Here is a 26,332-nt window from a genome sequence, read left to right as displayed (position 1 = left end):
ACTGAAGCACTGATGCTGAAGAAAGACAGGCTGCACGACTTAAAAATTAAAAAAGACGGCAGCATTGCACTACCGTCTTTTAAGTTTAAGCCCTGAAAGGTGAGGATTCCTAGAAACCTCTGATCCATGTCTAAGATGGAAATAGCAATTCAAATTGTCATCCTTCTACTTCGCACAAAACCGGAACAACGATGGAGTCCGGATCTCAGAGAACAACGAACATGGAAACGAAATATTGTCTATATCGACCTCCTGTTTTGAACCAGCTACGTACCCAATATAAATGAAGCGGAAAAGATAGAAAAGAAAATTAAAACTATGTATGCCGGAAGACAGATTTAAAAAACCAACTAAACAAAATAGATCAATTCAGATCTGATCAGATCAGCGTATTGATAGACTATTGCTCTTTAACAGAGAACTGACTGCGCTGCTTCCTACCGAAGCGCCAAATTTTTTCAAAACACGTTCAGGCAAGCCTTCTTTCTGCGTGTAATCAACGATATCTTCAGCCTTGATCACATCTCGTGAAACAGACTCAACTGTACCAAAATCGTCAGCCAAACCCATCTCGACAGCTTTGCTACCGATCCAGAATAAACCGGAAAAAGTTTCCGGCGTTTCCTTCAGACGCTTACCTCGTCCTTTGCGAACCACATCAATAAATTGCGCATGAATTTCGTTCAACATGGCTTGAGATAATTCTTTTTGTTTTTCGGTCTGTGGTGAATAAGGATCCATAAAGCCTTTATTTTCACCTGCCGTCATCAGGCGGCGCTCAACACCGACTTTATTCATCAGACCCGTAAAACCAAAACCATCCATTAAAACACCGATGGAACCAAGGACACTGGCTTTATTGACATAAATTTTATCGGCGGCTGCGGCGATGTAATAGCCACCAGACGCGCAAATCTCATCCACTACCACATACAGCTTTTTATCTGGATAATGCGACCGCAAGCGGACAATCTCGTCATTGATCATACCAGCCTGAACCGGGCTGCCACCGGGACTGTTAATGCGCAATATCACACTCACTGATCCAGCATCGGCAAATGCGCGATTTAATGCAGGAATCACGTCTTTAGCACTGGCACTGCCACCAGCATCAATTTCACCATCAATTTCAACCAAGGCGGTGTGATGCCCCAGATTTTCCGTCTGAGCATCTGAAAAACCGGAAAAATAGTAAAAGCCGCCAAGAATAAGCAGAAGAAAGGTGAATTTAAAAAATATTCCCCAACGACGTCGCAATCGCTGCTCACGCAGAGACTCAAACAGTAGCTTCTCTAACACTGTCCTATCCCAGGATGCAGATGCATTTTCTGTGCTGTCAGCTGGTTTTTTTTCAAACAACGGGTCGTTCATCATCTTACCTTTGTATTCTTTCAGGCAATTACAGGCTGAATATAATCATCCGGATGCCAGTAAACCATTCCATCCGACTCGCTGACCTCAATTTTCCTGAGCCGACTCCCGCGGCAAGGTCCGCCGGAGCAATATCCTGTTTCTGGCTGATAAATTGCTCCGTGCGTTGCACACATAATGAATAAGCCGCTGGATTCAATAAACTCACCTGGAGTCCAATCCAGCTCTACCGGTACATGAGCACAACGATTCAGGTAAGCATGCACTTCATTGGCGTAGCGAATGACGAAACCAACGGCATCGTCACTGCCTGCTGTCAGCGGAAAACGCACCCCTTTTCCACCGTTGATCAGTTCTTCAGATTGACAGATTGCAATAGATTTCATTCAACGCGACTCCACTCAGGCATTTTCTCTGAGCCATTGATGTAACTCTGCTACGGTCTTTGCTGAATACAGAGGATTGAAACCAGACAGTAAATGCGCGTCGTGTGCGCCATACTCAACAGCAACGGCTGCTGCACCGGCGTTATTTGCCATTTGCAAGTCATGGGTGGTATCACCAACCATCAGTGTGCGTTGCATATCCTGCCCTAATTCTCTGGTCAGCTCTTGCAGCATCGCCGGGTGCGGTTTGGAGAACGTTTCATCAGAACAGCGTGTCGCATCAAACAAGGATGTCAGCTCTGCCGTATGTAACGCCCGGCTCAGGCCAACACGGCTTTTTCCGGTTGCGACCGCCAAAAAATAACCATCCTGAGACAATTCATTGAGCATATCTCGCACACCATCAAACAATGGCAACTCATGATCTTTTAACAAATAGTGGTAACGATAACGCTCCACCATGCGCGGATAGTATTTCGGATCAACATCGGGAACCGCAGCTTTCATCGCCTCAAGAAGCGATAAGCCGATCACATACGCTGCCGAATGATCGCCAGGTATGGGCAAGCCCAGATCTTTTGCTGCCGCCTGAATACATTTGACGATGGTGGCAGTACTGTCCATGAGGGTGCCATCCCAGTCAAACACGATAAAATCAAATTGCTTTTTTGCCATATTAAGAATGAACTCCCCGCCATTTCAGGTGAGGACTGATGTTGCTTGTGAGTACCTCGATCATACCATTAATAAACGTTCAAGTTTTTCTGCTACGCCTCCAGACTGCGCAGAAAGTGTTCGCACTCTTCCGGAAGCCGGGCATTGACTGTCATCTGTTTGCCGGTCTCGGGATGCGTGAAAGTAATCTGATGAGCATGCAAGAACATACGCTTGAGGGCGCCGCGTGTTGCCGTCGCCTTCTGCAATGCTTTATTTAAAGGAAAATCCCCGTATTTATCATCGCCGGCAATGGCAAACCCACTGGCAGACAAATGCACACGAATCTGGTGCGTACGCCCGGTTTTTAATTCCGCCTCGAGCAAAGCAAATTCTTTAAACTTCTTTTTGAGTGTAAAGATCGTGTGGGACGCCATGCCATCCGCCTGCACCCGGACACGTCGCTCACCATCAGCCGTGGTGTATTTATGCAAAGGCAACTTCACATGTTGCCGGGCATTTTTCCAGTCGCCCGAGACCAGCGTGTAGTAACGCTTATCGGTCAGACCATCGCGCATCTGCTCATGTAAATTTGTTAAGGCTGTCCGTTTTTTTGCAATCAGCAGAATTCCGGATGTTTCGCGGTCTAGCCGGTGCACCAGTTCCAGAAACTTGGCATCTGGCCGCGACGCCCGTAATTGCTCGATCACGCCATAACTGACGCCTGAACCACCATGCACAGCAACCCCCGCAGGCTTATCGATGATCAACAGATAATTATCTTCAAACAGAATCGGGAACTCAAGTTTAGGAACCACTTGCGTCGATTGTTCAGCCATGCGTATAGGAGGAATACGGACAACATCCCCCTCCACCAGTCTGTATAACTGATCTATACGTCCTTTATTGACGCGCACTTCTCCAGAGCGCAATACACGGTAAACGTGACTTTTTGGTACGCCTTTACATATACGTAAGAGGAAATTATCAATCCGCTGACCAGCCTCTTCTTCAGAGATTGTCAGGAGCTGTACTCTGGGCGCAGAAGCTGAAGGCTCTTGCGGGGGCGTAGTTTGCATCTGTTTTTGATGCCTTCCCCCATTAATTATCGCTAAGTCCTTCATTTTGAATATATAATCATTTTCGCTTCAGCAATTACGCTTTAGCAGTGTAATAGAAATAAACAGCTATTTTACACAGGGGTCAGTCCATCAGCCTCGCCAGTTTGCAAATATGATGGAAAAGATGTGTATGCAGCATCGTTGACGGGTCAAGGTGGCAACCAACTGTTGCTGTCGGACTTCAGTGAAACGAGGTTGGATCAGAGCGTTTGAATAGTAAGGATAAGTTAGGCAAGAGATGCTGGTTTATGATGAATAAGCATGCTTGCCTATGATGATTTTGGTAGTAAAGGCGATTCCGTCAGACACAACACAATAAGATGGTCTGACACCAAAGTTGCTCATCGCCTGGCGTTGTACTTCGCTATTGCACAAATATAGCAAGATCAGACAACGCGGGGGACATGTGCACTCGACTTCGTACCAGAATCAGACGCGCCCGGCGCGAAGCAGAATAAAAATTGAATTTAATTTTCGTCGCAAAGCAGTTTCATCACTGATAGCGATATTATCCTGCTGCGCCACAGGCATTTCCCCCTCCTTCAGGCACTCCTTCCTGGCATACATCCCCATATCAGTACAGTCACATGCTCATTGCATGAGTGTGTGACAAAAGATGACCAACAGGTCACGGAGTAAAAACATGAAACGTATGCTGTTCAACGCAACACAGCAAGAAGAACTGCGTGTTGCCATCGTCAATGGGCAAAAACTCATCGACATTGATATCGAGACCGCCGGTCGCGAATTACGTAAGTCAAATATCTACAAGGGTGTCATCACCCGCATCGAACCTTCTCTCGAAGCCTGCTTCGTCAACTACGGCGAAGAACGTCACGGTTTCCTTCCATTTAAAGAAGTCGCCCGCTCTTATTTCAAAGAAGGTATCGACGTCCGCAATACTTCCATCAAAGAAGCCCTGCGCGAAGGCCAGGAAATCATGGTGCAGGTGGAAAAAGAAGAACGCGGCAATAAAGGCGCCGCGCTGACTTCGTTCATTTCACTGGCAGGCCGCTATCTGGTGCTGATGCCGAACAACCCACGTGGCGGCGGTGTATCGCGCCGGGTTGAAGGCGAAGACCGTCAGGAATTGCGCGACACCATGGATAAGCTGGATCTGCCGACCGGCATGTCCGTGATTGCCCGCACTGCAGGCATAGGCCGCAATGTCGATGAGTTGCAATGGGATCTGAACTACCTGATGCAACTCTGGCGTGCGATTGAAGGCGCTGGCAAATCCACGCCGGGTGCCTTCCTGATTTACCAGGAATCATCACTCGTCATTCGTGCGATCCGCGATTACTTCCAGCCGGATATCGGCGAGATTCTGATCGACACCGACGAAATTTACGAACAAGCGCAGCAGTTTATGAGCCATGTGATGCCCGATATGGTGCATCGCGTGAAACGCTACAGTGACGACGTACCACTGTTCTCGCGCTTCCAGATCGAACACCAGATCGAAACTGCGTACAGCCGTACCGTACCATTGCCATCCGGCGGCGCGATCGTTATCGATCACACCGAAGCTTTGGTCTCGGTTGACGTCAACTCAGCACGCTCTACTCGCGGTGGCGACATCGAAACCACGGCATTCAACACCAATCTCGAAGCCGCAGAAGAAGTTGCCCGTCAACTGCGTCTGCGTGACTTAGGCGGCCTGATCGTGATCGATTTTATCGACATGGAAAACGCCAAGAATCAACGCGAAGTCGAAACCCGCCTCAAAGATGCGCTGCGCTACGACCGCGCACGCGTACAGATGGGCAAGATTTCCCGCTTTGGTTTGATGGAATTATCACGCCAGCGTCTGCGCCCTTCCCTGTCCGAAGGCAGCCACGTCACTTGCCCACGCTGCAATGGCACCGGCCACATCCGCGATACTGAATCTTCTGCATTGCAAGTCCTGCGCATCATCCAGGAAGAAGCGATGAAGGAAAACTCTGCGGCGATCCATGTTCAGGTGCCGGTCGATGTTGCTGCATTCCTGCTGAATGAAAAACGTGGCGAAATCCTGAAGATCGAAACGCGTCATCGCGTGACGGTGATTCTGATTCCGAACACGCATCTCGAAACACCACATTACAAACTCGATCGTCTGAAAACAGATGATCCGCGTCTGGAAGAGCATCACGCCAGCTACGCCATGGCAGAGCAGGCAGATACTGATATCGGCTACAGCAAACGCCAGAAAGAAGATATCAAACCACGTCAGGAAGCTGTCGTGAAAAGTATCACGCCTGATCAGGCGCCTATCGTTGAACGCAAAGAGGTAGCGACTCCGGTTGCAGCTGCAGCGCCTGCGCCAGGCTTTTTCAGCAAGGTAATGGGCTTCCTGTTCGGCAAATCCGAAGCGCCAGCCACAGTCGAAACACCTGTCGTCAGCGAAGATAAATCGGCTGAGCGCGACCGTAATGGCCGTAACTCACGCAACAATCCACGCAATCGCAACCGTCGCAATCGTGACCGCGATGAACGTGAAGATCGCCCGACCAACGCAAATGGCCGCAACGACAAAGTTGAAAAAGCGGATAGCGACAAACCAGCGATAACGCAAGAAGCGACACGTCCCCCAAAGCAAGCGAAGCAAGCCCGTGAACCACGCGAGCCACGTGAGCCGAAAGAAGGCCAGGAAGGTCGCCGCGAACGTCAGCAACGTCAGCGCGAAGAACGCAAAGAAGCACTGACAGCCGATGCGAAGACCGACGATCTGATTCAGAAGCATCTTGATCCGGTGCCAGTGCAAGTTGTTCCGGAAGCCGCGCCCGTCAATGGTGTCGAACCTGTTGCAGACAACGAGAATGCGGAGCAAAGCGAAGAGCGCCGTCGCCGTCGCCGTCGTGGTGGCCGCAACCGCAATCGCCGTGATCGCGAACCAGGTGAATTGAATGAGCAAGGCGAAGTGATTGCTGAATCTGGCGCAGAAGCTTTTGTCCCGGTCGCAACCGAAGCAAGCAGTGAAGTTGCGCCGGTAACGATAGTGACGCCGGTACCTGTCATCGAAGCAGTTGCACCTGCAGCAACGCCAGTTGTTCAGTTTGTTCAGGAAGCGCCTGTCGTATCAGTTGCTCCGGCACCGGCGCTGGTCACAGAAGCTAGCAGCGCACCAGTTGCACCTGCATCGATCGATGTTGTTAATGTCGCTGCTGCGCCGGTTGAGATTGCCGAAGTAAAAGCAGCACCTGTTTCTGCACCAGCAGAAGTCGTGGCACCGGCAGCGATCGCACCGGTAGTAACCGCAGCAGTAGCAACGCAGACTGAAGTGGTAGCAGTTGCGGCTGAACCAACACCAGCCGTTGTTACCAGCGTTGAACCTGTAGCAGTTGTCGTAACCGAAGTAGCTGAAACAGCAAAAGCAGCAGAAGTACCGGCAGCACCAGCAGCGCCAACGCTGGTCGAATCTGCTCCGGCAGTGGTGTCAGCACCAGTAGCAGCGCCTGCACCTGCGCCAGTCCGCACCAAGCCTGCAGCAGCAAGTATGCCTGTTGAAGAACTGAAGCAAATGCTGAGCGCCGCAGGTCTGGAACTGGCCGTGACCAACCCTGAAAAGCTGCGTGCAGCGCAGGACAGCGTCAGCCAGACAACAGCGCCGGCACGTGTGCCACGCGAACGCAAGCCATTGCCTCCGGCATCGACTGAGCCTTTGGTTCTGGTTGAAACACGCCATTAATCGGAAACGCAACATAACGCGGTTATCCAACGCTGATATGCGGCGTTACACAAAGTCGGCAAACTCAAAAAGTTTGCCGACTTTTTTGCTTTTATTGGATACTCCCCCCATTATTTAGATAAATCGGGTTATCCTCAGCATGCTTAAAGGGCTTGTAAATATACTCCCGGGAGTATATTTAGCCCGATAATCAGGCATTTTTACACCGTGCGTCGCGACAACTGCATGCTGACGCGAAATCACCGCCCCGATGCAAGCTTAAGCATTCAACCCTCACCAGCCAATATCAATATCGACGCCATGGAACCGACCACCCATCCTGATCAGGCTATTTCTCTCAAAACGGCATTCTGGTACTGGCTGAAATTAGGTTTTATCAGTTTCGGTGGTCCAGCCGGACAAATAGCGATGATGCATGCAGAACTGGTCGATCAGCGACGCTGGATTTCCGAGCGACGTTTTTTACACGCGCTCAACTACTGCATGCTGCTGCCGGGGCCGGAAGCGACGCAACTGGCGGTATACATCGGCTGGCTGATGCACAGAACCATAGGCGGGCTGATGGCGGGTATCTTGTTTATCCTGCCCAGCCTGTTTATTTTGATTGGTCTGTCGTGGGCGTATATGGTGTTCGGCAAACACCATATCGTTTCCGGCGTGTTGTATGGGATTAAACCGGCGATCGTCGCGATTGTGCTGGCAGCAGCCTGGCGTATCGGCAGCCGCAGCCTGCGCACGCATTTCCTGAAAGGGATTGCCGCCTGCGCTTTCATTGCCATCACCGTGCTTAAGCTGCCCTTCCCCGCCATCGTTCTGCTCGCCGCGTGCGCTGGCGCCTTGTTCAGACAACATTGTCAGTTACCACCGTCACACGCAGCGGCAGACAACGGGCAAAGAACCCATCCACGCGCGCTGATCGACGATGATACGCCAACGCCGGAGCATGCACGTTTTTCACTGCGCCATCTGATACTGATTGCTCTCGCTGGCCTGGTATTGTGCGCTGGCGGCTGGAGCCTGATTGCTTATGCGACGGACTGGCACAATCCATTGACCGAAATGGCATGGTTATTCACGAAAACAGCATTGCTGAGTTTCGGCGGTGCGTACGCCGTGTTACCGTATGTTTTTCAGTCAGCGGTCGATCATTTTCAATGGCTGAGCGCGGCACAGATGATGGATGGTCTGGCATTGGGAGAAACCACGCCGGGACCGCTGATTATGGTGGTGGCCTTTGTCGGTTTCGTCAGCGGCTGGAATCAAATACCACTGGGCGCAGACAGCCAATTGCTGGCCGGATTGCTGGGTGCCTGCATCGCCTTTTTCTTCACCTTTCTACCGTCGTTTATTTTTATTCTGGCCGGTGGTCCGCTGGTTGAATCGACGCGTAACCAACTGCGCTTCACCGCGCCGCTGAGTGCGATTTCAGCCGCCGTGGTCGGCGTGATCGTCAGCCTAGCAGTATTTTTTGCGAGCCACGTTTTTTATACTGAGCAACAACAATGGGATGTGCCCGCCATCGCCTTAACGCTGCTCGCCTGCATCCTCGTATTTCGCTTCAAACCCGGCACAATAACTTTGCTGGCCATATTTGGCGTGCTTGGGTTGTTGTGTCAAAAATTGATCTGAATCTACCTGAAACAAGCGGGGAGAAATCTTATTTTCGTTCTCATGGTATTGTCTCGGCTTATGCAAAAAACAGTCTGAGCTAGCACTTCAATGACGGAAAAATTTATCCCCCTGACCGACCTGAGACAGCAGTTGTCGCAACTGAAAATACCGACCCGCCTCGTCGAGCCTGACGGTTTTCTCAGCGATACGCTGGCGCGGCCATTGCACGATTTACGCATCTCGGTCACAGATCGCTGCAACTTCCGTTGCGTGTACTGCATGCCAAAAGAAGTCTTCGATAAAGACTATCAATACCTGCCGCATACCTCATTACTGAGTTTTGAAGAAATTACCCGCATTGCGACAATTTTCATTGCACATGGCGTCAAAAAAATTCGCCTGACCGGGGGCGAACCCCTGCTCAGAAAAAATATAGAAAGACTAGTCGGGATGCTGGCTAATCTACGCACGGTCGATGGCAGCCCACCCGATCTGACGCTGACGACGAATGGCTCGCTGCTCACAAAAAAAGCGCAAAGCCTGAAAGATGCCGGATTAAATCGCGTAACGGTGTCACTCGACTCGCTGGATGACGTCATTTTCAAACGTATGAACGATGTCGATTTTTCTGTCGCGCAGGTACTCGATGGCATCGATGCTGCGCAGGCGGCGGGCCTAGGCCAGATCAAAATCAACATGGTGGTCAAGGCTGGCGTCAACGACCATGAAGTCGCTGCAATGGCACGCTATTTCAAAGACACGCCGCATATACTGCGCTTCATTGAATACATGGACGTCGGCGCGTCGAATGGCTGGAAACTGGATGAAGTGATCCCATCGGCGCAGATCGTTCAGCGCATTCAGGATGCAGGCATGCCGCTCAAGGCCATGGCCGCTAACTACACAGGGGAAACCGCAGAACGCTGGCAGCATCTGGGAAGCCAGAGCGAAATCGGCGTCATTTCCAGCGTCACCCATGCGTTCTGCCAAGATTGCAGCCGTGTGCGCTTATCCACCGAGGGTAAGTTGTACACCTGCCTGTTTGCCACCCACGGCCATGATTTGCGGGCATTGCTGCGCGACCCGGCGAACCATTCCGACCTCGCGATCGCCAATGTCGTCGCCAGCATCTGGCAAGCGAGAAGTGATCGTTATTCCGAACTGCGCAGCCAACAAACGGATGCCGATCAGGAACAGCGTAAAAAGATAGAAATGTCGTACATCGGCGGCTGACCGGCAACGGCTCTGCTTGAAAAGCAGTAATGCCGCAGATCAATCCAAAAAATCAGCGCCACAATAAACAAACACTTCAGATTAAAGACAAACAACATGACTGGCATAGACAAACAACTGATCACCGGCTTGATTCTGGCCGGTGGACGTGGCACCCGCATGGGCCAGGTCGATAAGGGCTTACAGAGTTTTCGCTGTGCGCCGATGGCACTGCATGCTTTGATGCGGCTGTCACCGCAAGTCGGCGAAATGATCATTAACGCGAATCAGAATCTGGCGGTCTATGAAAGTTTCGGCACGCAAGTCTGGCCGGATCAGATCGACGGCTACGCTGGCCCGCTGGCGGGGGTACAGACCGGTCTGGTGCATTGCGAAACACCGTATCTGCTGACAGTGCCATGCGACTCGCCTTTTTTACCAACCGATCTGGCTGAGCGTTTATCGTTAGGTCTATTGAGTAATGATGCCGATCTGGCAGTTGCAGTCACCACAGAATATGAAGATGGCATTGCCCGCCGTCAGTCTCATCCGGTATTTTCTCTGATGAAAGCCTCGTTACTGGATGACCTGACCGCTTTTCTGATGCAGGGCGGACGCAAAGTTGACGCATGGTTCCAACATTTGCGTATTGCTGAAGTCGTTTTCGAGGACAATACTGGCTTTCGTAATATTAATACCCTGCAAGAACTACGACAATTCGAGACCTGATATGACTCACGCTTCCAGCCCATCCAGCTTGCACGACATCGTCAGTTGTATGTCGGATTACGATCCGCATGCACTTCCCGTCACCAAAGCGCAAGACATCATTGCGCAATTCATCACACCGATTCAGGCAATCGAAAAGCTGGTGATACGTCAGGCATTAGGCCGCGTGCTGGCAACAGATATCGTTTCTGGCATTGACGTTCCGGCGCACGATAATTCGGCGATGGACGGTTATGCTCTCAACGGCAGCGACCTGCCAGCTACCGGCGTCCGTGATTTCAGAATAATCGGTACGGCCTTTGCCGGACGAGCCTATCACGGCGACGTCGGTGCCGGAGAATGTGTGCGCATCATGACAGGCGCGGTCATGCCAGCGTCGTGCGACACCGTGATTCCACAAGAATTTACTGTAAATGCCAGCGACGACCAGGTCGGTATTCCAGCCGGGAAAGTGCGTACTGGTGACAACCGGCGCCTGAAAGGTGAAGACCTGGCGAATGGCAAAACAGCTTTACAACGCGGCAAAATTTTGCGCCCGGCAGATCTTGGTCTGCTGGCCTCGCTCGGTGTTGCAGAAGTGCCGGTACAGCGTCGTCTGCGCGTCGCTTTTTTTTCAACCGGCGACGAACTGCGCTCACTTGGCGAACCACTGGATGAAGGCTGTGTGTACGACAGCAACCGCTATACCTTGTATGGCATGCTGAGCCGTCTTGGTTGCGACATGATAGACATGGGCGTCATCAAGGATGATCCGGCCGAGCTGGAAGCCGCTTTCCGCTCCGCCTGCGAAAATGCCGATGCCATCATCACCTCGGGCGGTGTTTCCGTCGGTGCCGCCGACTACACCAAACAAATCATGGGCAAGCTGGGCGATGTCGCATTCTGGACTATCGGCATGCGTCCAGGACGACCTATGGCGTTCGGCAAAATTCATTCGCAAGGAAAAAGCGCCTATCTGTTCGGCTTGCCAGGTAATCCGGTCGCTGTGATGGTGACGTTTTATTTCTTTGCACGCCAGGCTTTGCTGCACATGATGGGCGCGGATGCAGCGCCGCTGCCGTTGATTCCGGTCATCAGCAAAACCGCGATACGCAAGCGCCCCGGACGCACTGAATATCAGCGCGGCATTCTCACGACGAACGCGAGTGGCGAATTGGAAGTCAGCGTAACCGGCTCACAAGGCTCCGGTATCCTGCGCTCGATGTCCGAAGCCAATTGCATGATCGTTTTGCAGCACGATCAGGATCAGGTGTCGGCTGGCGACAAAGTCACAGTTCTGCTGTTCGACGGAATGCTATAAAACCATCATTTCCAGCTATTCTGGCATGAGACAAAGTACAATTCATTTTTCTATTTAGACGGAGATCAGAGTGAAAGCTTCAACATGGTTACTGGGTACATGTACATCCCTCGTTTTACTAAGCGGCTGCGGTGGATCTAAAGAGACGACGACCGTGCTTGCCACGGTCAGCAGCGTCGAAAATTCCCAGATTGCTTATCGCAAAACATACACGATGACAGTCAATGGCCAGAATCTGGATAAGGGAATTACTGTTGTTAACCCACTCTGCCTTAGCCTGACGGAAGTCGCAGGCGGTTCTGCCACAAAACGTACATTCACGTGCAAAATCGTCGGTGTCGGTACAGGCGTAGCAACCGTCACCAATGCCAACGGCGGCAGTTTGTATCAGGCGTCGCTGACATCCTCACTGAGCGCTCAGCCACAAGTCACAATGGGTACCAGCAAAGGTAATATCGTCATCGAATTAAACCCGGCCAAAGCGCCAGTCACCGTTGATAACTTCCTTAATTACGTCGAGAGCGGATTTTATCCAAATAAAATCTTCCACCGCGTTGAAGCCAATCTTGTGGTTCAGGGTGGCGGTTATACCTCTGATCTGCAACTGGCAACAACCTCTGCGGCAATTAAGCTTGAGTCAAGTAATGGTCTGAGCAATACCCGTGGCACCATTGGCATGGCACGCACCAGTGTCGCGGATTCTGCAACATCTCAATTCTATTTCAACACTGTCGATAACACTGCTTTTGATTACAGCAGCACGAATGCCGGTTATGCGGTGTTTGGTAAAGTGGTTGCGGGTCTGGATGTGGTTGATCTGATCCGCGTGGTACCAGTATCAACACAAGGTGGTTTGAGTAATGTTCCTGTGACTCCGGTCTTCATTACTTCAGCAACACAAACCCAATAAGATGCAAGAGTATGGATAGCTGCTGTATGCTATCCATACCAATAGCATTTCGTCGATAAATATCGATTAAATCATGTACGCATCACGTACAACATGGCCTTAGTTATTCAACCTCTGGGATGGGAGTTAATATGAAGAATACGTTAAAGAAATTGTTGATATGTGCGGGTTTTACTTTACTTGCAACTGGTGCCGTTCATGCTAAAGATGAGGTAAAGAAAGCGCCAGCGCCGGCGGCAGCCTCTGCTTCCGCAAGTGCGAAGACTGAACTGCTAGACATTAACAACGCCAGCAAAGAAGAATTGGCGACCCTGCCAAAAATTGGCGATGTCCGTTCTGATGCCATCATCAAAGGTCGCCCTTACAAAGGTAAAGATGAATTGCTGACGAAAAAAATTCTGACGAAAGACGTATACAACGGCATCAAAGAGCTGATCATCGCCAAACAAAAGCCAGCTGAAAAGAAATAAGCCCTTTGTTCAGACAAAAATCAGAGCATTATTCAACACTGCCGGAATCCGCTACCCGCTGCTAAACACAACGGGTAGCGCAATATAAAAATGCATCTATGTCTGCCTGGTCATTAAAATTTCCCATCCTGGCGCTTGCCGTACTCAGCACACAAAACACTGCCGCTGCTGACGAAAAAGACTATTCAATTACGGGTTTCGGCACCTTGGGCATATCACACAGCGATACCCGTCAGGCAGACATTGTGCGTGATTTATCGCAGGAATCCGGGGTTGGCTACACGCGACAGACCGATGCTGGTATCGACAGTAATCTGGGCCTGCAAATCAACCGCAGTTTCAACGACAATTTTGATGCGGCAATCCAGGTCGTCAGCCGGAAAAGTGCAGATAATTTCACCCCCACTGTGACTTGGGCCTATGCCAGCTACAGCCCCGATGACAAATTTCAACTACGCGCAGGGCGTTTAGGATTTGACGTCTATATGCTGGCAGATTCCAGAAATATCGGCTACTCCTACACATGGGTACGACCGCCTGTAGACTTTTTCGGCAGACTCGTTGTGTCTTATTTTGACGGTGTTGACACAGTGCTGTCCCACCCTCTGGGAAATGGTAATCTCAAGGCGAAATTTTTTTATGGATTAGCACGTGAAAAAATTTACCTCGGGTCACCGGAAAAATACTACTCGCTGAATCATTCGGAGTTAAGCGGCGCTCATCTTGAGTACCAGCAAAAAAACTGGACAATCAGGGCAGGCTATTCTGAACTGAAACTCGCCGACGACTACCGGCCGTTTGACCCCATTGTGGCAGAGCTAACATCCCCGTCAATCGCAGCAACCGTTCCGGCATCGTCGGGTATCGCAGATCAGCTGACTACGCATGGGAAAAAATTAAAATATACGTCAATTGGCGCCGTGCTTGACCATGGATCGCTTCAGGCGCAATTCATGCTGGGCCGCATAGAATCTGATTCAGTGCTATTGCAAAACTCAGATGCAGCGTATCTGACGATGAGTTACCGCATAAAAAAATGGACCCCCTACGCTACAGTTTCAGCTTCCCGCCAGCAAGGTGCTGATAAGCAAATAACGACAGACCCGGCGCTGTCAACACGCCTGAAGAATACAATTTCCGGAATCAACAAACAACTGACACCAAACGGCCAGCAGACTTTTACCGCAGGTATCCGTTACGATCTCGGCGACAACGCCAATATCAAAGTGCAATTCGATCATATCCGCAGTCAGAAGCATTTCCTGGTTCGCAATCCACAAGAAGGATGGGATGGCCATGCGAACCTGCTGAGTGTTGCCTACAATTTTGTATTCTGAATCTGCATGCCATACCTGATCAAATTTTTATGTCTGGTGTTGCTGCTGATCAGCGGCAACGCATCAGCAGAGCTTGCCGTGGTTGCGAACCTCAATAGCGGCATAGATAAACTCAGCAAAGACGAAGTCATCAACATTTATATGGGGAGAACCAGAAAGTTACCGAATGGTTTAACCGGCATGCCCATCGATCTGAGTAATACCCATCATGAAAAAATGCAGTTTTACTCTCTGCTGGTAGGTAAAGAACTGGCAGAGATCAACTCGTATTGGGCCAGATTACGTTTCTCCGGACTCGGGCAACCGCCATTACAAGTCAACAGCATGGAAGATGCAATCAATCTCGTCAGTGAGAATAAAGGTGCAATTGCCTATATTGACAGTAAGAAAATCGACAAAAGAGTTAAACTCATACTCCTTCTGAGCAACTGATTCCCCTTCTGCATGCGCCAACTTATTCGAAATAATATCGCGATACGCAGCTCCCTCGCCTTGCTGGGAGTCAGCTTGGTCATCGGCATCTTTTTTTCATTGGCCAGCTATGTTTATTTTTTTGATGACGAACAAAAGCACACCATCAGCACCATGCAGGATCTGCTGAATTCGGCAGAAAATACCGCCAGCATTGCCTGCTACCTGTCTGACAAAAATCTTGCCAATGAAGTCGTCAACGGCATCAGTAAAAATAATGTCGTCAGCAAAGTTACGATTCATAGCGGGAAAACAACGCTGGCTGTCTCACAAAAAACTTCGATTCCCACATCATTTGAATTGCCGTTCGTCTTCAAGCACTATCCGGATTTCATCAGCAGAGAAATTTTCTCGCCGTTCAATCCCAGAGAAAAAGTATGTACGGTAAACATGGAAATCAATCAGGCAACCGTCAATAAAAACAGTACGGATAAAGCCCTTTTTATTGTTGAATTGCTGCTGTTTCAGAATTTGCTGATCGCATCTGTTTTATCGTTGATCGTCTTCGTCTTTTTTACGCGCCCGATTAAAATAATATCTGACAGATTACATGCCCTGTCACCACAAAAAGGCGAGTTACTGAAACACCCTGAAAACAATAAGGAAAATGAATTGGGGCGTTTAGTTAACGACGTGAATCAAATTATCGCCGATCTGGTTTCGTCGCTGGACGAAGAAAAAAATCTGCGGCTTCAACATGCGCTGGAAGAAAGAAAATTTCAAACCTTTTTTGAAAATGCAGAAACAGGTATTTTCAAAATGAACTGCAAGGGTGAACTGCTCTCTTACAATCAAGCTCTGACACGCATGCTCAACATTACAACTGACAACGGCGCACCTTCCGCGGCGCTGCTTGAGCTGATCAGCGGGCAGGAATTACGTCTGCATCTGATGATCGATGCGGCCTTAAATGAATCCCGGGTGGTCTCGGAAGATTTTTGCATAGAGCCAGGCAGACTGAAAGAGAAAAAGTGGATCAATATTGTTTTGCATGCGGCTGAAAATGATTTACTGCAAGGCTTAATCAACGACATTACTGAGCGCAAGTACAAAGAAGAAGCAGCGCAGCAACTGGCGATCACCGACCATTTAACCGGACTGAACAATCGCTTGGGCTTAGAGCGTAAACTCGCTCACCTGATGAAGGAAAACGCGCACGGGCATCCCTCTCCATTTTTTCTGCTATTGATCGACCTCGATAAATTTAAGGAAGTCAACGACACTTACGGTCATAAAGCGGGCGACATGGTGCTGATTCATTTCAGCAACGTCTTGACAAGCATATTAAGAAAAACCGACTTCATTGCCCGCCTTGGCGGCGACGAATTTGTCGTCCTGTTATGCGACATGAGCGATCAGGAGAAGGCGATAGAAATCGCCGGCAAGATCATTACCGAAGCATGTCGCCCTATCGATATTGGTCATGGAATCAGCGCAAGCACCGGCGCCAGCATCGGTATCAATTACGCTTCGGGGAATACTTTTTCGGCAGACAAATTGCTCGCTGAAACGGATCTGGCCATGTATGAAGCGAAACAAAGCGGCCGCAGCGCGTATGCGATCGCCAGATACGAAACAAGCCCAGATCAGGCGCAATCCATCTGAGCACGGGCTATTCAAAATGCAACAGAATAAAAAGAGCTATGCTGCGAAATTACTATTCTGAACTTAAATCATCTTCAGCAACACCCAGCAAACTTTGCGCAACATCGGTCGGCAACGCCTCTACCTGCTTGAGCTTGCGCGTCATCTGACGGGTCCGGACTTCGGCATTGTCGATATTTTTTGCTGCCCGCTCCAGCGTCAGTTTGGTCGCTGCCAGCACATCACCAAACTTGCCGAATTCAGTTTTCACGGCACCCAGCACCTGCCAGACTTCGGATGAGCGCTTTTCCAGTACCAGCGTACGGAACCCCATTTGCAGACTGTTCAGCAATGCGGATAAGGTCGAAGGGCCAGCGATAGAAACGCGGCAGGAACGTTGCAATTCATCCGCCAGACCGGGGCGACGCATGACTTCCGCATACAAACCTTCGGTCGGCAAAAACAGAATTGCAAAATCAGTCGTCAATGGTGGCGACAGATATTTTTCGGAAATCGTTTTTGCTTCGCCACGTATGGCACGCTCCAATTCTTTACCGGCCGTCGCCACACCCTCGGCATCGGCACGCTCTGCGGCATCGAGCAAACGCTCATACTGCTCTTTCGGAAACTTGGCATCGATCGGCATCCAGACCGGTGCTTTGTCATCTTCCTTACCCGGCAATTTAATCGCGAACTCGACCCGTTCGCCTGTGCCAGGTATGGTTTCCACATTCTTCGCATATTGATCTGGTGTCAGCATTTGCTCCAGCACCATTTCCAGTTGCACTTCACCCCAGGTACCACGGGTTTTCACATTGGTGAGCACACGTTTTAAATCACCAACGCCTATCGCCAACTGCTGCATCTCACCCAGCCCCTGATGTACTTTTTCGAGGCGATCAGACACCAGCTTAAATGATTCGCCTAAGCGCTGCTCCAGTGTTGCATGCAGTTTTTCATCCACGGTCTTGCGCATTTCCTCGAGCTTGCTGGCATTTTCAATTTGCAGTTGCTGTATTTTCTGTTCCAGCGTCGCGCGGATTTCCGCCATACGCTGGGCGTTGGATTCGGTCAGGCTGGTCAAGGTCTGATTCAGCGTGTCCGCAAATGCTTTCAGACTGACGCCCTGCTCTTCGCGCGCACTTTGGCTTTGCTGTATCAAAGCCAGACGCATCTGCTCCAACTGCTGTGCATTGCTTTCGCTAAGTTTGACTAACTGCTGGGAAAAACCGTCGATCTGATTTTTCTGCAGCGTCGCCACACTGGTTAATTGTGTTGCCAGCCCCTGTTGAAACCGACTGAAATTGGCACCTAATTCCTGACGGGTTGCCAGCGCGGTTGACTGCACTTGCTCACGCAAAGAACGCTCAGTACGCTCCTGACTCAACATTTGCTGTTGCTGCGCCTGTTGCAAAAAATTTTGCAGCGCCAGCAAATCCAGCGTCTGCGCATCACTATGGCCGGAACGGTGACGCAACAATACGATCGCCGTTAAGACGATCAAAACCGCCAATGCAATCAGGATCAGAATTTCAAATAAAGTCATGTGTGAAGAATATCGACGACAAATAAAACAAGGGCAGTATCGGGCATTGAACCAGGCATCAAGCTACGTTGTTGCCTGATACCTTATTACAGCTTAGCCCGGCGTGTTGCGCATCCAGTCCGCGGTCTGATAAAACGACTGCATCAGGTGTTGTTGCAAGGGTTCTGCAATGCCGACATCCTGCATCGCCCACGCCATACAACGCAGCCATTGATCGCGCTCATCACTGGCAATCGCATACGGCAAGTGACGCGCACGCAGGCGCGGATGACCGAACTGACTGATATACAAATCCGGCCCGCCCATCCAGCCGGATAAAAACCAGAACAGCTTGTCACGCGAACTATCCAGCGGCGTCGGGTGCATGACCCGTATGCCAGCAAATTCAGGCTCCAGCTCCATCAGATCGTAAAAACGATCAACCATTTCGCGCAATTTTTCAGCGCCGCCGATCAGTTCATACAGATTGGATTTTTCTTCTTCGATGTCAACACTTGTCGTTGTTGTTGCTGCGTTTGCTGTTTGCTCGTCTTGATTCATTGTTCACTCTTTGCCACTAAACGTGTAAGTCACTGTTTTGCTGTTATTTTATCTTTCCGCCGTTAGATACGCGTCTGCGATAGGTTCTTATAAAGCCGGACGTTTCTGATGAACCCAGCTTTGTACTGAAGCACGCTGCCATTGATGCTGCGCATAGTCACGCAAACGCGCCGGAACTTCATCGCCATGCATCGCCAGACGATTCAGCATCAATGCCAGATCAGTATCGGCAATACTCCAGTCTTCAAACAGATTTTCTGCTTCGGCTGGCAATAAAGATTCAGCAAAAAATATCAGGCTGTCTGCCGCAGCTTTGGCTTCCGCCGACAAAGGAGGATACTTTTGTCCATAAAAATTCACCAGTGTGCTGCGTTCAACGCGAATCGGCATCAGATCGCTGCGCAGCCATGCCTGCACCTGGCGCGCACGGGCACGCAGTTCTGGCGACTTCGGATATAAAGCAGCCCCCGGAAAAACTTCGTCAATATATTCGGTAATCGCCGACGATTCAGAAAGACTGAAATCTCCACGCTCCAACGTCGGTACGCGCTGTGTTAATGAAATGCTGGTATACGCAGTCTGGTGATGGGTTTTCGCCGCCAGGTCGACAGTCACCAACTCAAATTTCACACCTTTTTCAAGCAAGGCCACATAGGCCGACATCGCATACGGGCTGGTGTACTTTGCGTCAACGTATAAACGGATCGTGTCTTTTGTATTTTGGTTCATGCAAACTCCTTTATGTTTCGCAACAATCTGTTTTCACATTTTTTCTATAAATTTTGTATTTTCTATTTTGTCTTCAGGCTTCGCGCAAACTCAACAACGGCGGCTGATTCAGGACATTTCGCAAACCCAGCCAGCCGCCGATCATCGCGCAGATAGCGCCGACAAACAAGCCTGCGATCCAGACCAGCGGTGAAAACGTCCATTCAAAATTGAAACTGAATTTCGCCAATGCCCAGCCTATTGCCGAAGCGCCGCTGGCAGCGAGTAAACCAGCAAGGCCACCGATCAGTAAAAATTCAACCCACTGCGCGCGGGACAATTGCGAACGGGTCGCGCCTAAGGCTCTGAGCAACGCTGCTTCACGCATACGCACGTCCTGCGAGCCAGCCAGTGCCGCATACAACACCAGAACGCCGGAAGCCAGTGTGAACATAAATAAAAATTCAACCGCAGTGATGACCTGATCCAGCACATCCTGTAATTGCTTGATCACCGCGCCGACGTCCACCACCGTCAGATTCGGGTAATCCAGCGTCAACTGGTTAATGAATGCCATTTGCGATGGCGGGACACGAAATGCGGTAATCCAGGTTTGTGGCATATCAACCATGGCCTTGGGGTTGATCACCACAAAAAAATTCACACGCATGGAACCCCAGTCCAGCTTACGCAAGCTGGTGATTTTAGCCGTGGTCTGTTGTCCGGCAATATCAAACGTCAACTGATCGCCAAGTTTGAGCTTGAGTGTTTTGGCAATCCCCTCCTCCACAGATGCTTCAGGTGCCGTTGAGTTGGCATCGTCATACCATTTTCCGGCTGTCAGCTTATTCAACTCCGGCAATTCTGTCATCGTCGAGAGATTGAACTCACGCTCTACCATGCGTCGCGCCTGATCCTCCACATAAGTATCAGAGCCGATCGCGTTACTGTTCACCGCGATCAGACGGCCACGTATCATCGGGTACATGCGTGGCTGCCCAAAGCTCGCAAGACGCTGCGCGATCTCGTCTTTCTGATCGGGCTGGATATTGATGACAAACTGATTCGGAGCATCCGGCGGTGTCGATTTTTTCCACGCAGTGATCAGATCACCGCGCACCACAGTCAGCAACAGTAACGCCATCAAGCCCAATGCCAGCGAAACCACTTGTATCACCGTAGCACCGGGGCGCCGCTGCAATGCGGTGACGGCAAAGCGCCACGCAGAAAAATGAAACAGATTCCGCATACGTTTGAGCGACAGCACACCCGCCCACGCAATCAGTGCAAACAACAGCATGCCGCCGAGGAAACCCGCCGCCGTCAGCATGCCGAGTTTGAGATCGCCCGTCTGCCATAACAGCAAACCAAGAAACATCGCCAGACCCAGCGCATAGGTCGCCAGTGTCAGCGGCTGCGGTGCATCCTGTTCGCGACGGATGACGCGGTTGTGCGGCACATTGCGCAACTGCAGCACCGGCGGCAATGCGAAACCCACCAGCAGCAGCAAACCGGTCGCAATGCCCTGTACTGCAGGCAACCAGCCCGCCAGCGGCAAATCTTTGGCGACCAGCGAGCCCAGCCATTCCAGCAACACATAATGTCCGGCATAACCAAGCACGACGCCCGCCATACTGCCGACCAGCCCCAGCATCAGAAATTCGATCAGATACATGGCGCTGACCTGATTTTGCGTCAGACCCAGACAACGCAGCATCGCACAGGCATCCAGATGACGCAGCATGAAACGCCGTGCCGCCATCGCAATCGCCACTGCCGCCAGCATCGCTGACAACAAGCTCACCAGCGATAAAAACTGCTCAGCACGATCCAGCGTTGCACGCATTTCTGGGCGACCGGAATCCAGCGATTCCAAGCGTACGCCTTTCAATTGTTCACGTTCTATCGTTTGTTTGAGTTGTGCCTGATAAGCCGCAATCGCTTTCGCATCACCCGCCATCAGCAAGCGATAAGTTACGCGTGAGCCATCTTGTATCAAGCCAGTCTCGGCTAAATCGTCTAATGAAATCATCGCGCGTGGCGCAAAATTCATAAAGCCCGCGCCACGATCAGGTTCGTTCGCAATCGTCTGCGTAAAACTGAATTCCAGATCGCCCAGCTTCAGTTTATCGCCGACTGTCAGATTCAGCGCCAGTTGCAAAGCAGGATCAAGCCAGACCGTGCGTGAAGCCGGAATATCCTGCGTCAGAACTTCAGCCGCACCTGACTTGTTTTGCGCGCCGCCAAGCTGATGTAATTTCAGATTGCCGCGTAAAGGATAGGCATGACTGACCGCTTTCAAGGACACCAGTTTTGCTTGTGCCTGATCGCCCTCACCGGCAATCGCCATGCTGGGAAAAACAACCGTTTCTGCAACACGTAATCCGCGTCGTTCCGCTTCAGTGCGCCATTCCTGCTTCACCGGCTGGTCTGCGCTGACGAGTAAATCCGCTCCCAGCAATTGATGCGCGTCACGGTTCAGACCGCTGCGCAGTCTGTCGGTAAAAAATCCGACCGAAGATAAGGAAGCCACGGCAACCATTAATGCAATGATCAGAAACCGCAACTCACCCGCACGCCAGTCGCGCATGGTCATACGCCAGGATAAACCAAATATCATTCGCCTACCTTTGCCAGAAAGATCAACATCGACTACATCAGGAATAACAACAATATCAACATCTCTGGCAGGTCGCTGCGCTACATAAACAGCGCCAAAAGCCTTGCCACACTGCTGACATGAGTAAAAATAGGGCTGACGCAAAGTCGCCCCGGTAAAACTAAAAAGCTTTTTTCTGCTTTGGGAAACATCGCTGGTAAGCGATGTCCGTTTCGCCAGCAGGCAACATGTTGCCTGAAACCCTGGCTACACCATGGCGACGAAGACAGTACGAATAGTACGGCTAGGAGCCATAACGCCGCAGGGGCGATTTTACGTCAGTCCTAAATAGGGAGTATCGACCAGAAACCAATTACTCCCTACATATTTAAATGGGGATAGAGGCATGTTTTAACATACTCCCCCCAGTATATTTTTGCCTTCTGAACGTATTCTGTGCATCAACAGACGCCGGGCGGCAGTCACAGCAAGCGCAGATGATCAGGAATTTAATGCCTGACTGAAATCGTCCAGCAAATCCTGAGTATCTTCTATGCCGACAGAAACGCGGATCAGGGAATCAGCAATTCCCATTTCGGCACGGCGGTCAGCGCCCATTTCAAAGAAAATGGTATGCGCCACCGGTATCACCAGCGTACGGGTATCGCCGAGATGGGTCGCATTAATGGCCAGATTCAAACGGTTCAGATAATCAAAACAATCGATTTCCGGCTTCAGCTCAAAACTGAACAAAGCGCCATAGGCAAGAAATAATTCATTCGCCAGCGCATGTTGCGGATGCGATGCCAGCCCCGGGTAATGCACTGCTGCCACGCGCGGGTCTGCTGCCAACATGGTCGCAATCGCCATCGCATTCGCACATTCACGTTCCATCCGCAACGCCATGGTTTCAGCGCCAACCGCGATCTGATGCGCAGCTTCCGGCGATAAGGTCGCGCCGAAATCACGCAAGGCTTTGGCACGCACCTGCGCCATGCCTTGCTGCGCCGGTGCCTGCTTACGGAAATTATCGGCAATATTCGGATACGCAGCCCAGTCAAATAAGCCAGTGTCGGTCAATGCCCCGCCGAGTACATTGCCATGTCCGGCGATATATTTAGTCAGCGAATTGACGACCAGACTGGCGCCCACGGTCTTAGGCTGAAATAAATACGGCGAGGTGATGGTGTTATCAACGACAAATAAAATGCCGCGTTCCTGACATAAGCGGCCAATGCGCTTGAGATCAGCGATCTGCGTACGCGGATTCGCAATGGTTTCCACAAACACCATGCGGGTCGCTGGCGTCAGCGCGGCTTCAACATTGGCAACGGCAGTGGCATCCACCAAAGATACGTCTAACCCCTGTGCACTCGCTGTTTGCCACAGACTATTCGTATTTCCGAATAAGAATTTCGATGAAACGATGTGATCGCCCGCACGCAACAATGCCTGAAACACCGCGCCAATCGCCGCCATACCAGTCGCAAAGGTAATCGTTGAAACACCCGCTTCCATGCTGGTAATTTTGTCTTCGAGCGCTGACACCGTGGGATTACCCTGACGTCCATAACGATAACCGGATTGTTTGCCCTGAAAGACGGCGGCTAAGTCGCGCGCATCCTTGTAACCAAACAAAACCGAAGTATGGACAGGTTTATGGACAGAGCCGTGTTCAATGTTTTTTTGTCTATCGCTATGCAGAATAGTCGTGGTAAAACCGTAGGAATTTTTTTCGTTCATGATCAGAAATACGCAAAGTTGCTGCTAACAGGAAGACTGCCAGTGTACTCCAGATGTCGGCATCCGACCGAGCGGGCAAACACGTATCCGACCGAGCGCGGCACAAAATTGACCTTATCAAAAGAAATTAGCCGCACCTGAACTGGCTCAAACCAAAGTCATCACCTGTTGCCAGCAGCCTGCGCCAGCGCCTGCGAGGCGCGTTGATAACCGTATTCCCATTGCATTCTGACCATCGCAACAAAGTCATCGTAACGCTCAGGCACACGCAAGACGATACGATTGCGTAGCCACTGAATTTGCTTGCTGATCTGATGCTGCACCAGTGCCGTTTCCATGTCCGCAGTATCGATCCAGACATCCGCCTCTTGCTGTAAGACATGCTGCAGGCGCTGATTGCCGTTGATGCCCAACACCATGCGCAATGCAGGCAACTCTATATGCCTGCCATACCAGCCTTTGCGTTCCATCATGACTTCCTTCGCCAGACGGCGGGCGATTTCTATCGGAAACAGATCAATCACACCGCCCGAATAATGATGCTCACCGATCTGATGGCAACGGAAATAATACATATCCGCAATCGAGGCGCGCACCGCATCGGCAACCGCGATCTGCGTTTCAAACTCGATTTGCGGCGCAACCACGCTGTTTTTGTGGACATCACTGGCAATCGGCGAAGGCATACCAGCTAACAAGCCGGCAACGCGCGGCTCCGTAAAAATGGTTTCAGCAAATAATTTTTTTCCGCCGCGGAGTGTGCCTACTTCGTTCTGTCCGAATAACATGCGTCCCACAATAATCGCCAGCGCTGGCGCGCCAGGATAAGTGTTTTCCGGCGGCAGCGGTAAATCAGGAGGAATAGCGAACAGATAATCCTGAAACAGATCAGGAATACGTCTGGCATCGTTGGCGAACAAAGCGCGCTGGGCTAAGGCCCGGATTGCGCGCCATAAACTGATATCGGGATTCGCTTGCAAGCCGCGCCAGAATGCATGCATCTGCGGCGAACTGATCCACGCCAGACGTTGCTCATCGTCCGACAAATGGCGAATCAGTGTTCCGGCAATCGCCGCACCGCAACTGGCAACGATCACATCCGGCGCTTTTCCCTGCAACTGACATGCGCGATACATGCCGAGATAATAGCCAAACCGAAAACCACCGCCCGCCATGACCAGACAACGCTGAAACTGTTCATTGTCAGGCGCGCGCTCTGACCGTGCTTCGTCAACAGTTGAGACAAATAAATTCTGATCCGGCAAAACACATCCTTTAAATGACATCTTTTAAAACATATCGTTTGAGACCGCAGCACTGATACAAATTACACGGCCATCGATAGCGTGCCGGACGTGCTTTATTTTAAGAAAAACGCTTCGATCAATTGTGCCAGTAATTCAGGCTGATCGTGATGCAACATGTGACCCGCATCAGCGATCATTTCTTTTTGCAGATCAGGAATGTGGGTCAGACGACGGTCAATTTCTATCTGCGCCTGCTCTCTTGGTCCCATCCAGTGCCAGACATTGGTGTCATCGGCCTGCATCCACAGTACCGGCGCGCTGATTTTTTTCCAGCACGCCATCACCTCTTCTACCTGAAACAGCAAAGGGCTGGTTTGTTTATGCGCAGGATCCCCGAGAATTTCCCAGCGCCCGTCGGCATTCTGTTTCGACCAGAACGCAGATAAAAAGTTGGCGCGCTCATCCGATAAACGTGGATTAGTTTTTTGCAGACGCGCTGCCACCTCCGCTTGCGAAGCATAAGTGCGCAATACTGGCGGCTGGCGCAATTCATTCAGCCATTTCGCATAGCGCCCCGGTGCCTGCGCTGGGAACGTCGTTGGCAAACCAAAACCTTCCAAATTCACCAATCGCCGCACCCGCTCAGGACGCACACCGGCATACAAACCGACGACGTTTGCCCCCATACTGTGACCGAGCAAATTGATTGCGCCTTCCGGTGCGTAATGCAACAAAATCGCATCCAGATCACCCAGATAATCAGGGAACCAGTAGGTGTCGCTGCCCGGCGCTTCCGTCAGACCAAAGCCACGCAAATCAGGTGCGATCACGTGCCAGTCTTGCTGCAGATGATCAACCACAAACTGAAACGAGGCAGACACATCCATCCAGCCATGCAGCATAAAGATTTTTGGCGCGTCTTCATTACCCCAGTGGCGGATATGGTATTGCAGACCACGGATGGGAATGAATTCAGAGCGGGAGGCATTACGGGCAATTGTCATGGCAAATTAATTTTTTTCATCAAGAAACTCTGTGCCATCCATCTTCAGACGCAGAGATATGCAGTAGGATGCAAATGTAGGCCGTCAAAACAATAACAACAATAGAACGACCGTTCGAT

At 50.8% G+C, this 26,332-nt stretch carries 21 protein-coding genes; 10 read left to right on the top strand and 11 right to left on the bottom strand.

Annotated elements, in window-relative coordinates; all coding sequences use genetic code 11:
* Positions 1–384: 384 nt before the first annotated feature.
* From H8K29_RS08280 to H8K29_RS08265, 4 genes are all read right to left on the bottom strand, one after another.
* A complete protein-coding gene (locus H8K29_RS08280) occupies positions 385–1,371 on the bottom strand; it encodes a S49 family peptidase (protein ID WP_255423328.1) in 987 nt (328 codons plus the stop codon).
* A gap of 20 nt (positions 1,372–1,391) precedes the next feature.
* Complete coding sequence (locus H8K29_RS08275) at positions 1,392–1,757, bottom strand: Rieske 2Fe-2S domain-containing protein (RefSeq protein WP_186897214.1); 366 nt, start codon at positions 1,755–1,757, stop codon at positions 1,392–1,394.
* Positions 1,758–1,772: 15 nt separating this feature from the next.
* Positions 1,773–2,432 carry an HAD-IIIA family hydrolase gene (locus tag H8K29_RS08270; protein ID WP_186885569.1) on the bottom strand — a complete coding sequence of 220 codons (660 nt, stop codon included), beginning with the start codon at positions 2,430–2,432 and terminating at the stop codon, positions 1,773–1,775.
* Between the two features lie 92 nt (positions 2,433–2,524).
* Positions 2,525–3,490 (bottom strand): RluA family pseudouridine synthase, encoded by a 966-nt coding sequence (locus H8K29_RS08265; protein ID WP_255423312.1) that lies wholly within the window; start codon positions 3,488–3,490, stop codon positions 2,525–2,527.
* 685 nt (positions 3,491–4,175) lie between these two features.
* Here H8K29_RS08265 and H8K29_RS08260 point away from each other — a divergent pair.
* From H8K29_RS08260 to H8K29_RS08215, 10 genes are all read left to right on the top strand, one after another.
* Positions 4,176–7,202 (top strand): Rne/Rng family ribonuclease, encoded by a 3,027-nt coding sequence (locus H8K29_RS08260; RefSeq protein WP_186897212.1) that lies wholly within the window; start codon positions 4,176–4,178, stop codon positions 7,200–7,202.
* 300 nt (positions 7,203–7,502) lie between these two features.
* Positions 7,503–8,831, top strand: coding sequence for a chromate efflux transporter (gene chrA, locus H8K29_RS08255; protein ID WP_186897507.1), 1,329 nt, complete (start codon positions 7,503–7,505; stop codon positions 8,829–8,831).
* 90 nt (positions 8,832–8,921) lie between these two features.
* Positions 8,922–10,046, top strand: coding sequence for a GTP 3',8-cyclase MoaA (gene moaA, locus H8K29_RS08250; RefSeq protein WP_186897211.1), 1,125 nt, complete (start codon positions 8,922–8,924; stop codon positions 10,044–10,046).
* A gap of 96 nt (positions 10,047–10,142) precedes the next feature.
* Positions 10,143–10,754, top strand: coding sequence for a molybdenum cofactor guanylyltransferase MobA (gene mobA / locus H8K29_RS08245; RefSeq protein WP_186897210.1), 612 nt, complete (start codon positions 10,143–10,145; stop codon positions 10,752–10,754).
* Position 10,755: 1 nt separating this feature from the next.
* Positions 10,756–12,054, top strand: a complete 1,299-nt coding sequence (glp, locus tag H8K29_RS08240) for a gephyrin-like molybdotransferase Glp (RefSeq protein ID WP_186897209.1) — start codon at positions 10,756–10,758, stop codon at positions 12,052–12,054.
* Positions 12,055–12,124: 70 nt separating this feature from the next.
* A complete protein-coding gene (locus H8K29_RS18175) occupies positions 12,125–12,964 on the top strand; it encodes a peptidylprolyl isomerase (RefSeq protein ID WP_370527154.1) in 840 nt (279 codons plus the stop codon).
* A gap of 131 nt (positions 12,965–13,095) precedes the next feature.
* The gene (locus H8K29_RS08230) at positions 13,096–13,434 is read left to right on the top strand and encodes a helix-hairpin-helix domain-containing protein (protein WP_222611443.1); all 339 of its coding nucleotides are present in this window, start codon (positions 13,096–13,098) and stop codon (positions 13,432–13,434) included.
* A gap of 98 nt (positions 13,435–13,532) precedes the next feature.
* On the top strand, positions 13,533–14,771 hold the full coding sequence (locus H8K29_RS08225; protein ID WP_186897207.1) for a porin: 1,239 nt from the start codon (positions 13,533–13,535) through the stop codon (positions 14,769–14,771).
* A 6-nt stretch (positions 14,772–14,777) separates the two neighbouring features.
* Positions 14,778–15,203, top strand: coding sequence for a hypothetical protein (locus tag H8K29_RS08220; protein ID WP_186897206.1), 426 nt, complete (start codon positions 14,778–14,780; stop codon positions 15,201–15,203).
* Positions 15,204–15,215: 12 nt separating this feature from the next.
* Entirely contained in the window at positions 15,216–16,847 is a 1,632-nt protein-coding gene (locus H8K29_RS08215; protein WP_186897205.1) for a sensor domain-containing diguanylate cyclase, read from the top strand.
* A 52-nt stretch (positions 16,848–16,899) separates the two neighbouring features.
* Here the strand turns inward: H8K29_RS08215 and rmuC are convergent, their stop codons facing one another.
* The 7 genes from rmuC to H8K29_RS08180 form a co-directional block, all read right to left on the bottom strand.
* Entirely contained in the window at positions 16,900–18,372 is a 1,473-nt protein-coding gene (gene rmuC / locus H8K29_RS08210; RefSeq protein WP_186897204.1) for a DNA recombination protein RmuC, read from the bottom strand.
* 93 nt (positions 18,373–18,465) lie between these two features.
* Positions 18,466–18,912 carry a group II truncated hemoglobin gene (locus tag H8K29_RS08205; protein ID WP_186897203.1) on the bottom strand — a complete coding sequence of 149 codons (447 nt, stop codon included), beginning with the start codon at positions 18,910–18,912 and terminating at the stop codon, positions 18,466–18,468.
* An 87-nt stretch (positions 18,913–18,999) separates the two neighbouring features.
* Positions 19,000–19,641, bottom strand: a complete 642-nt coding sequence (gene yfcF, locus H8K29_RS08200; protein ID WP_186897202.1) for a glutathione transferase — start codon at positions 19,639–19,641, stop codon at positions 19,000–19,002.
* Between the two features lie 73 nt (positions 19,642–19,714).
* A complete protein-coding gene (locus H8K29_RS08195; protein ID WP_255423311.1) occupies positions 19,715–22,240 on the bottom strand; it encodes an ABC transporter permease in 2,526 nt (841 codons plus the stop codon).
* Between the two features lie 480 nt (positions 22,241–22,720).
* Entirely contained in the window at positions 22,721–23,962 is a 1,242-nt protein-coding gene (locus H8K29_RS08190) for a cystathionine gamma-synthase family protein (protein ID WP_186897201.1), read from the bottom strand.
* 161 nt (positions 23,963–24,123) lie between these two features.
* Positions 24,124–25,248 carry a patatin-like phospholipase family protein gene (locus H8K29_RS08185; RefSeq protein ID WP_186897200.1) on the bottom strand — a complete coding sequence of 375 codons (1,125 nt, stop codon included), beginning with the start codon at positions 25,246–25,248 and terminating at the stop codon, positions 24,124–24,126.
* A 74-nt stretch (positions 25,249–25,322) separates the two neighbouring features.
* Positions 25,323–26,213: an alpha/beta fold hydrolase gene (locus tag H8K29_RS08180; RefSeq protein WP_186897199.1), complete on the bottom strand. Its 891-nt coding sequence runs from the start codon at positions 26,211–26,213 to the stop codon at positions 25,323–25,325.
* Between the last annotated feature and the right edge of the window lie 119 nt (positions 26,214–26,332).

The organism is Undibacterium sp. CY21W, from assembly GCF_014284265.1.
GTDB classification, from domain to species: Bacteria; Pseudomonadota; Gammaproteobacteria; order Burkholderiales; family Burkholderiaceae_D; genus Undibacterium; species Undibacterium aquatile.
This window is presented reverse-complemented; position numbering and strand designations above follow the sequence as displayed.

Excerpts from the sequence above, each read along its gene's own strand:
- H8K29_RS08185 (WP_186897200.1), bottom strand. The coding sequence starts at position 25,248 with ATGTCATTTAAAGGATGTGTTTTGCCGGATCAGAATTTATTTGTCTCA.
- H8K29_RS08265 (WP_255423312.1), bottom strand. The coding sequence starts at position 3,490 with ATGCAAACTACGCCCCCGCAAGAGCCTTCAGCTTCTGCGCCCAGAGTA.
- H8K29_RS08220 (WP_186897206.1), top strand. The coding sequence starts at position 14,778 with ATGCCATACCTGATCAAATTTTTATGTCTGGTGTTGCTGCTGATCAGC.
- H8K29_RS08270 (WP_186885569.1), bottom strand. The coding sequence starts at position 2,432 with ATGGCAAAAAAGCAATTTGATTTTATCGTGTTTGACTGGGATGGCACC.
- chrA (WP_186897507.1), top strand. The coding sequence starts at position 7,503 with ATGGAACCGACCACCCATCCTGATCAGGCTATTTCTCTCAAAACGGCA.
- H8K29_RS08205 (WP_186897203.1), bottom strand. The coding sequence starts at position 18,912 with ATGAATCAAGACGAGCAAACAGCAAACGCAGCAACAACAACGACAAGT.
- H8K29_RS08260 (WP_186897212.1), top strand. The coding sequence starts at position 4,176 with ATGAAACGTATGCTGTTCAACGCAACACAGCAAGAAGAACTGCGTGTT.
- glp (WP_186897209.1), top strand. The coding sequence starts at position 10,756 with ATGACTCACGCTTCCAGCCCATCCAGCTTGCACGACATCGTCAGTTGT.
- mobA (WP_186897210.1), top strand. The coding sequence starts at position 10,143 with ATGACTGGCATAGACAAACAACTGATCACCGGCTTGATTCTGGCCGGT.
- H8K29_RS08275 (WP_186897214.1), bottom strand. The coding sequence starts at position 1,757 with ATGAAATCTATTGCAATCTGTCAATCTGAAGAACTGATCAACGGTGGA.
- H8K29_RS08190 (WP_186897201.1), bottom strand. The coding sequence starts at position 23,962 with ATGAACGAAAAAAATTCCTACGGTTTTACCACGACTATTCTGCATAGC.
- H8K29_RS08180 (WP_186897199.1), bottom strand. The coding sequence starts at position 26,213 with ATGACAATTGCCCGTAATGCCTCCCGCTCTGAATTCATTCCCATCCGT.
- H8K29_RS08225 (WP_186897207.1), top strand. The coding sequence starts at position 13,533 with ATGTCTGCCTGGTCATTAAAATTTCCCATCCTGGCGCTTGCCGTACTC.
- H8K29_RS08215 (WP_186897205.1), top strand. The coding sequence starts at position 15,216 with ATGCGCCAACTTATTCGAAATAATATCGCGATACGCAGCTCCCTCGCC.
- moaA (WP_186897211.1), top strand. The coding sequence starts at position 8,922 with ATGACGGAAAAATTTATCCCCCTGACCGACCTGAGACAGCAGTTGTCG.
- H8K29_RS08280 (WP_255423328.1), bottom strand. The coding sequence starts at position 1,371 with ATGAACGACCCGTTGTTTGAAAAAAAACCAGCTGACAGCACAGAAAAT.
- rmuC (WP_186897204.1), bottom strand. The coding sequence starts at position 18,372 with ATGACTTTATTTGAAATTCTGATCCTGATTGCATTGGCGGTTTTGATC.
- H8K29_RS08230 (WP_222611443.1), top strand. The coding sequence starts at position 13,096 with ATGAAGAATACGTTAAAGAAATTGTTGATATGTGCGGGTTTTACTTTA.
- yfcF (WP_186897202.1), bottom strand. The coding sequence starts at position 19,641 with ATGAACCAAAATACAAAAGACACGATCCGTTTATACGTTGACGCAAAG.
- H8K29_RS08195 (WP_255423311.1), bottom strand. The coding sequence starts at position 22,240 with ATGATATTTGGTTTATCCTGGCGTATGACCATGCGCGACTGGCGTGCG.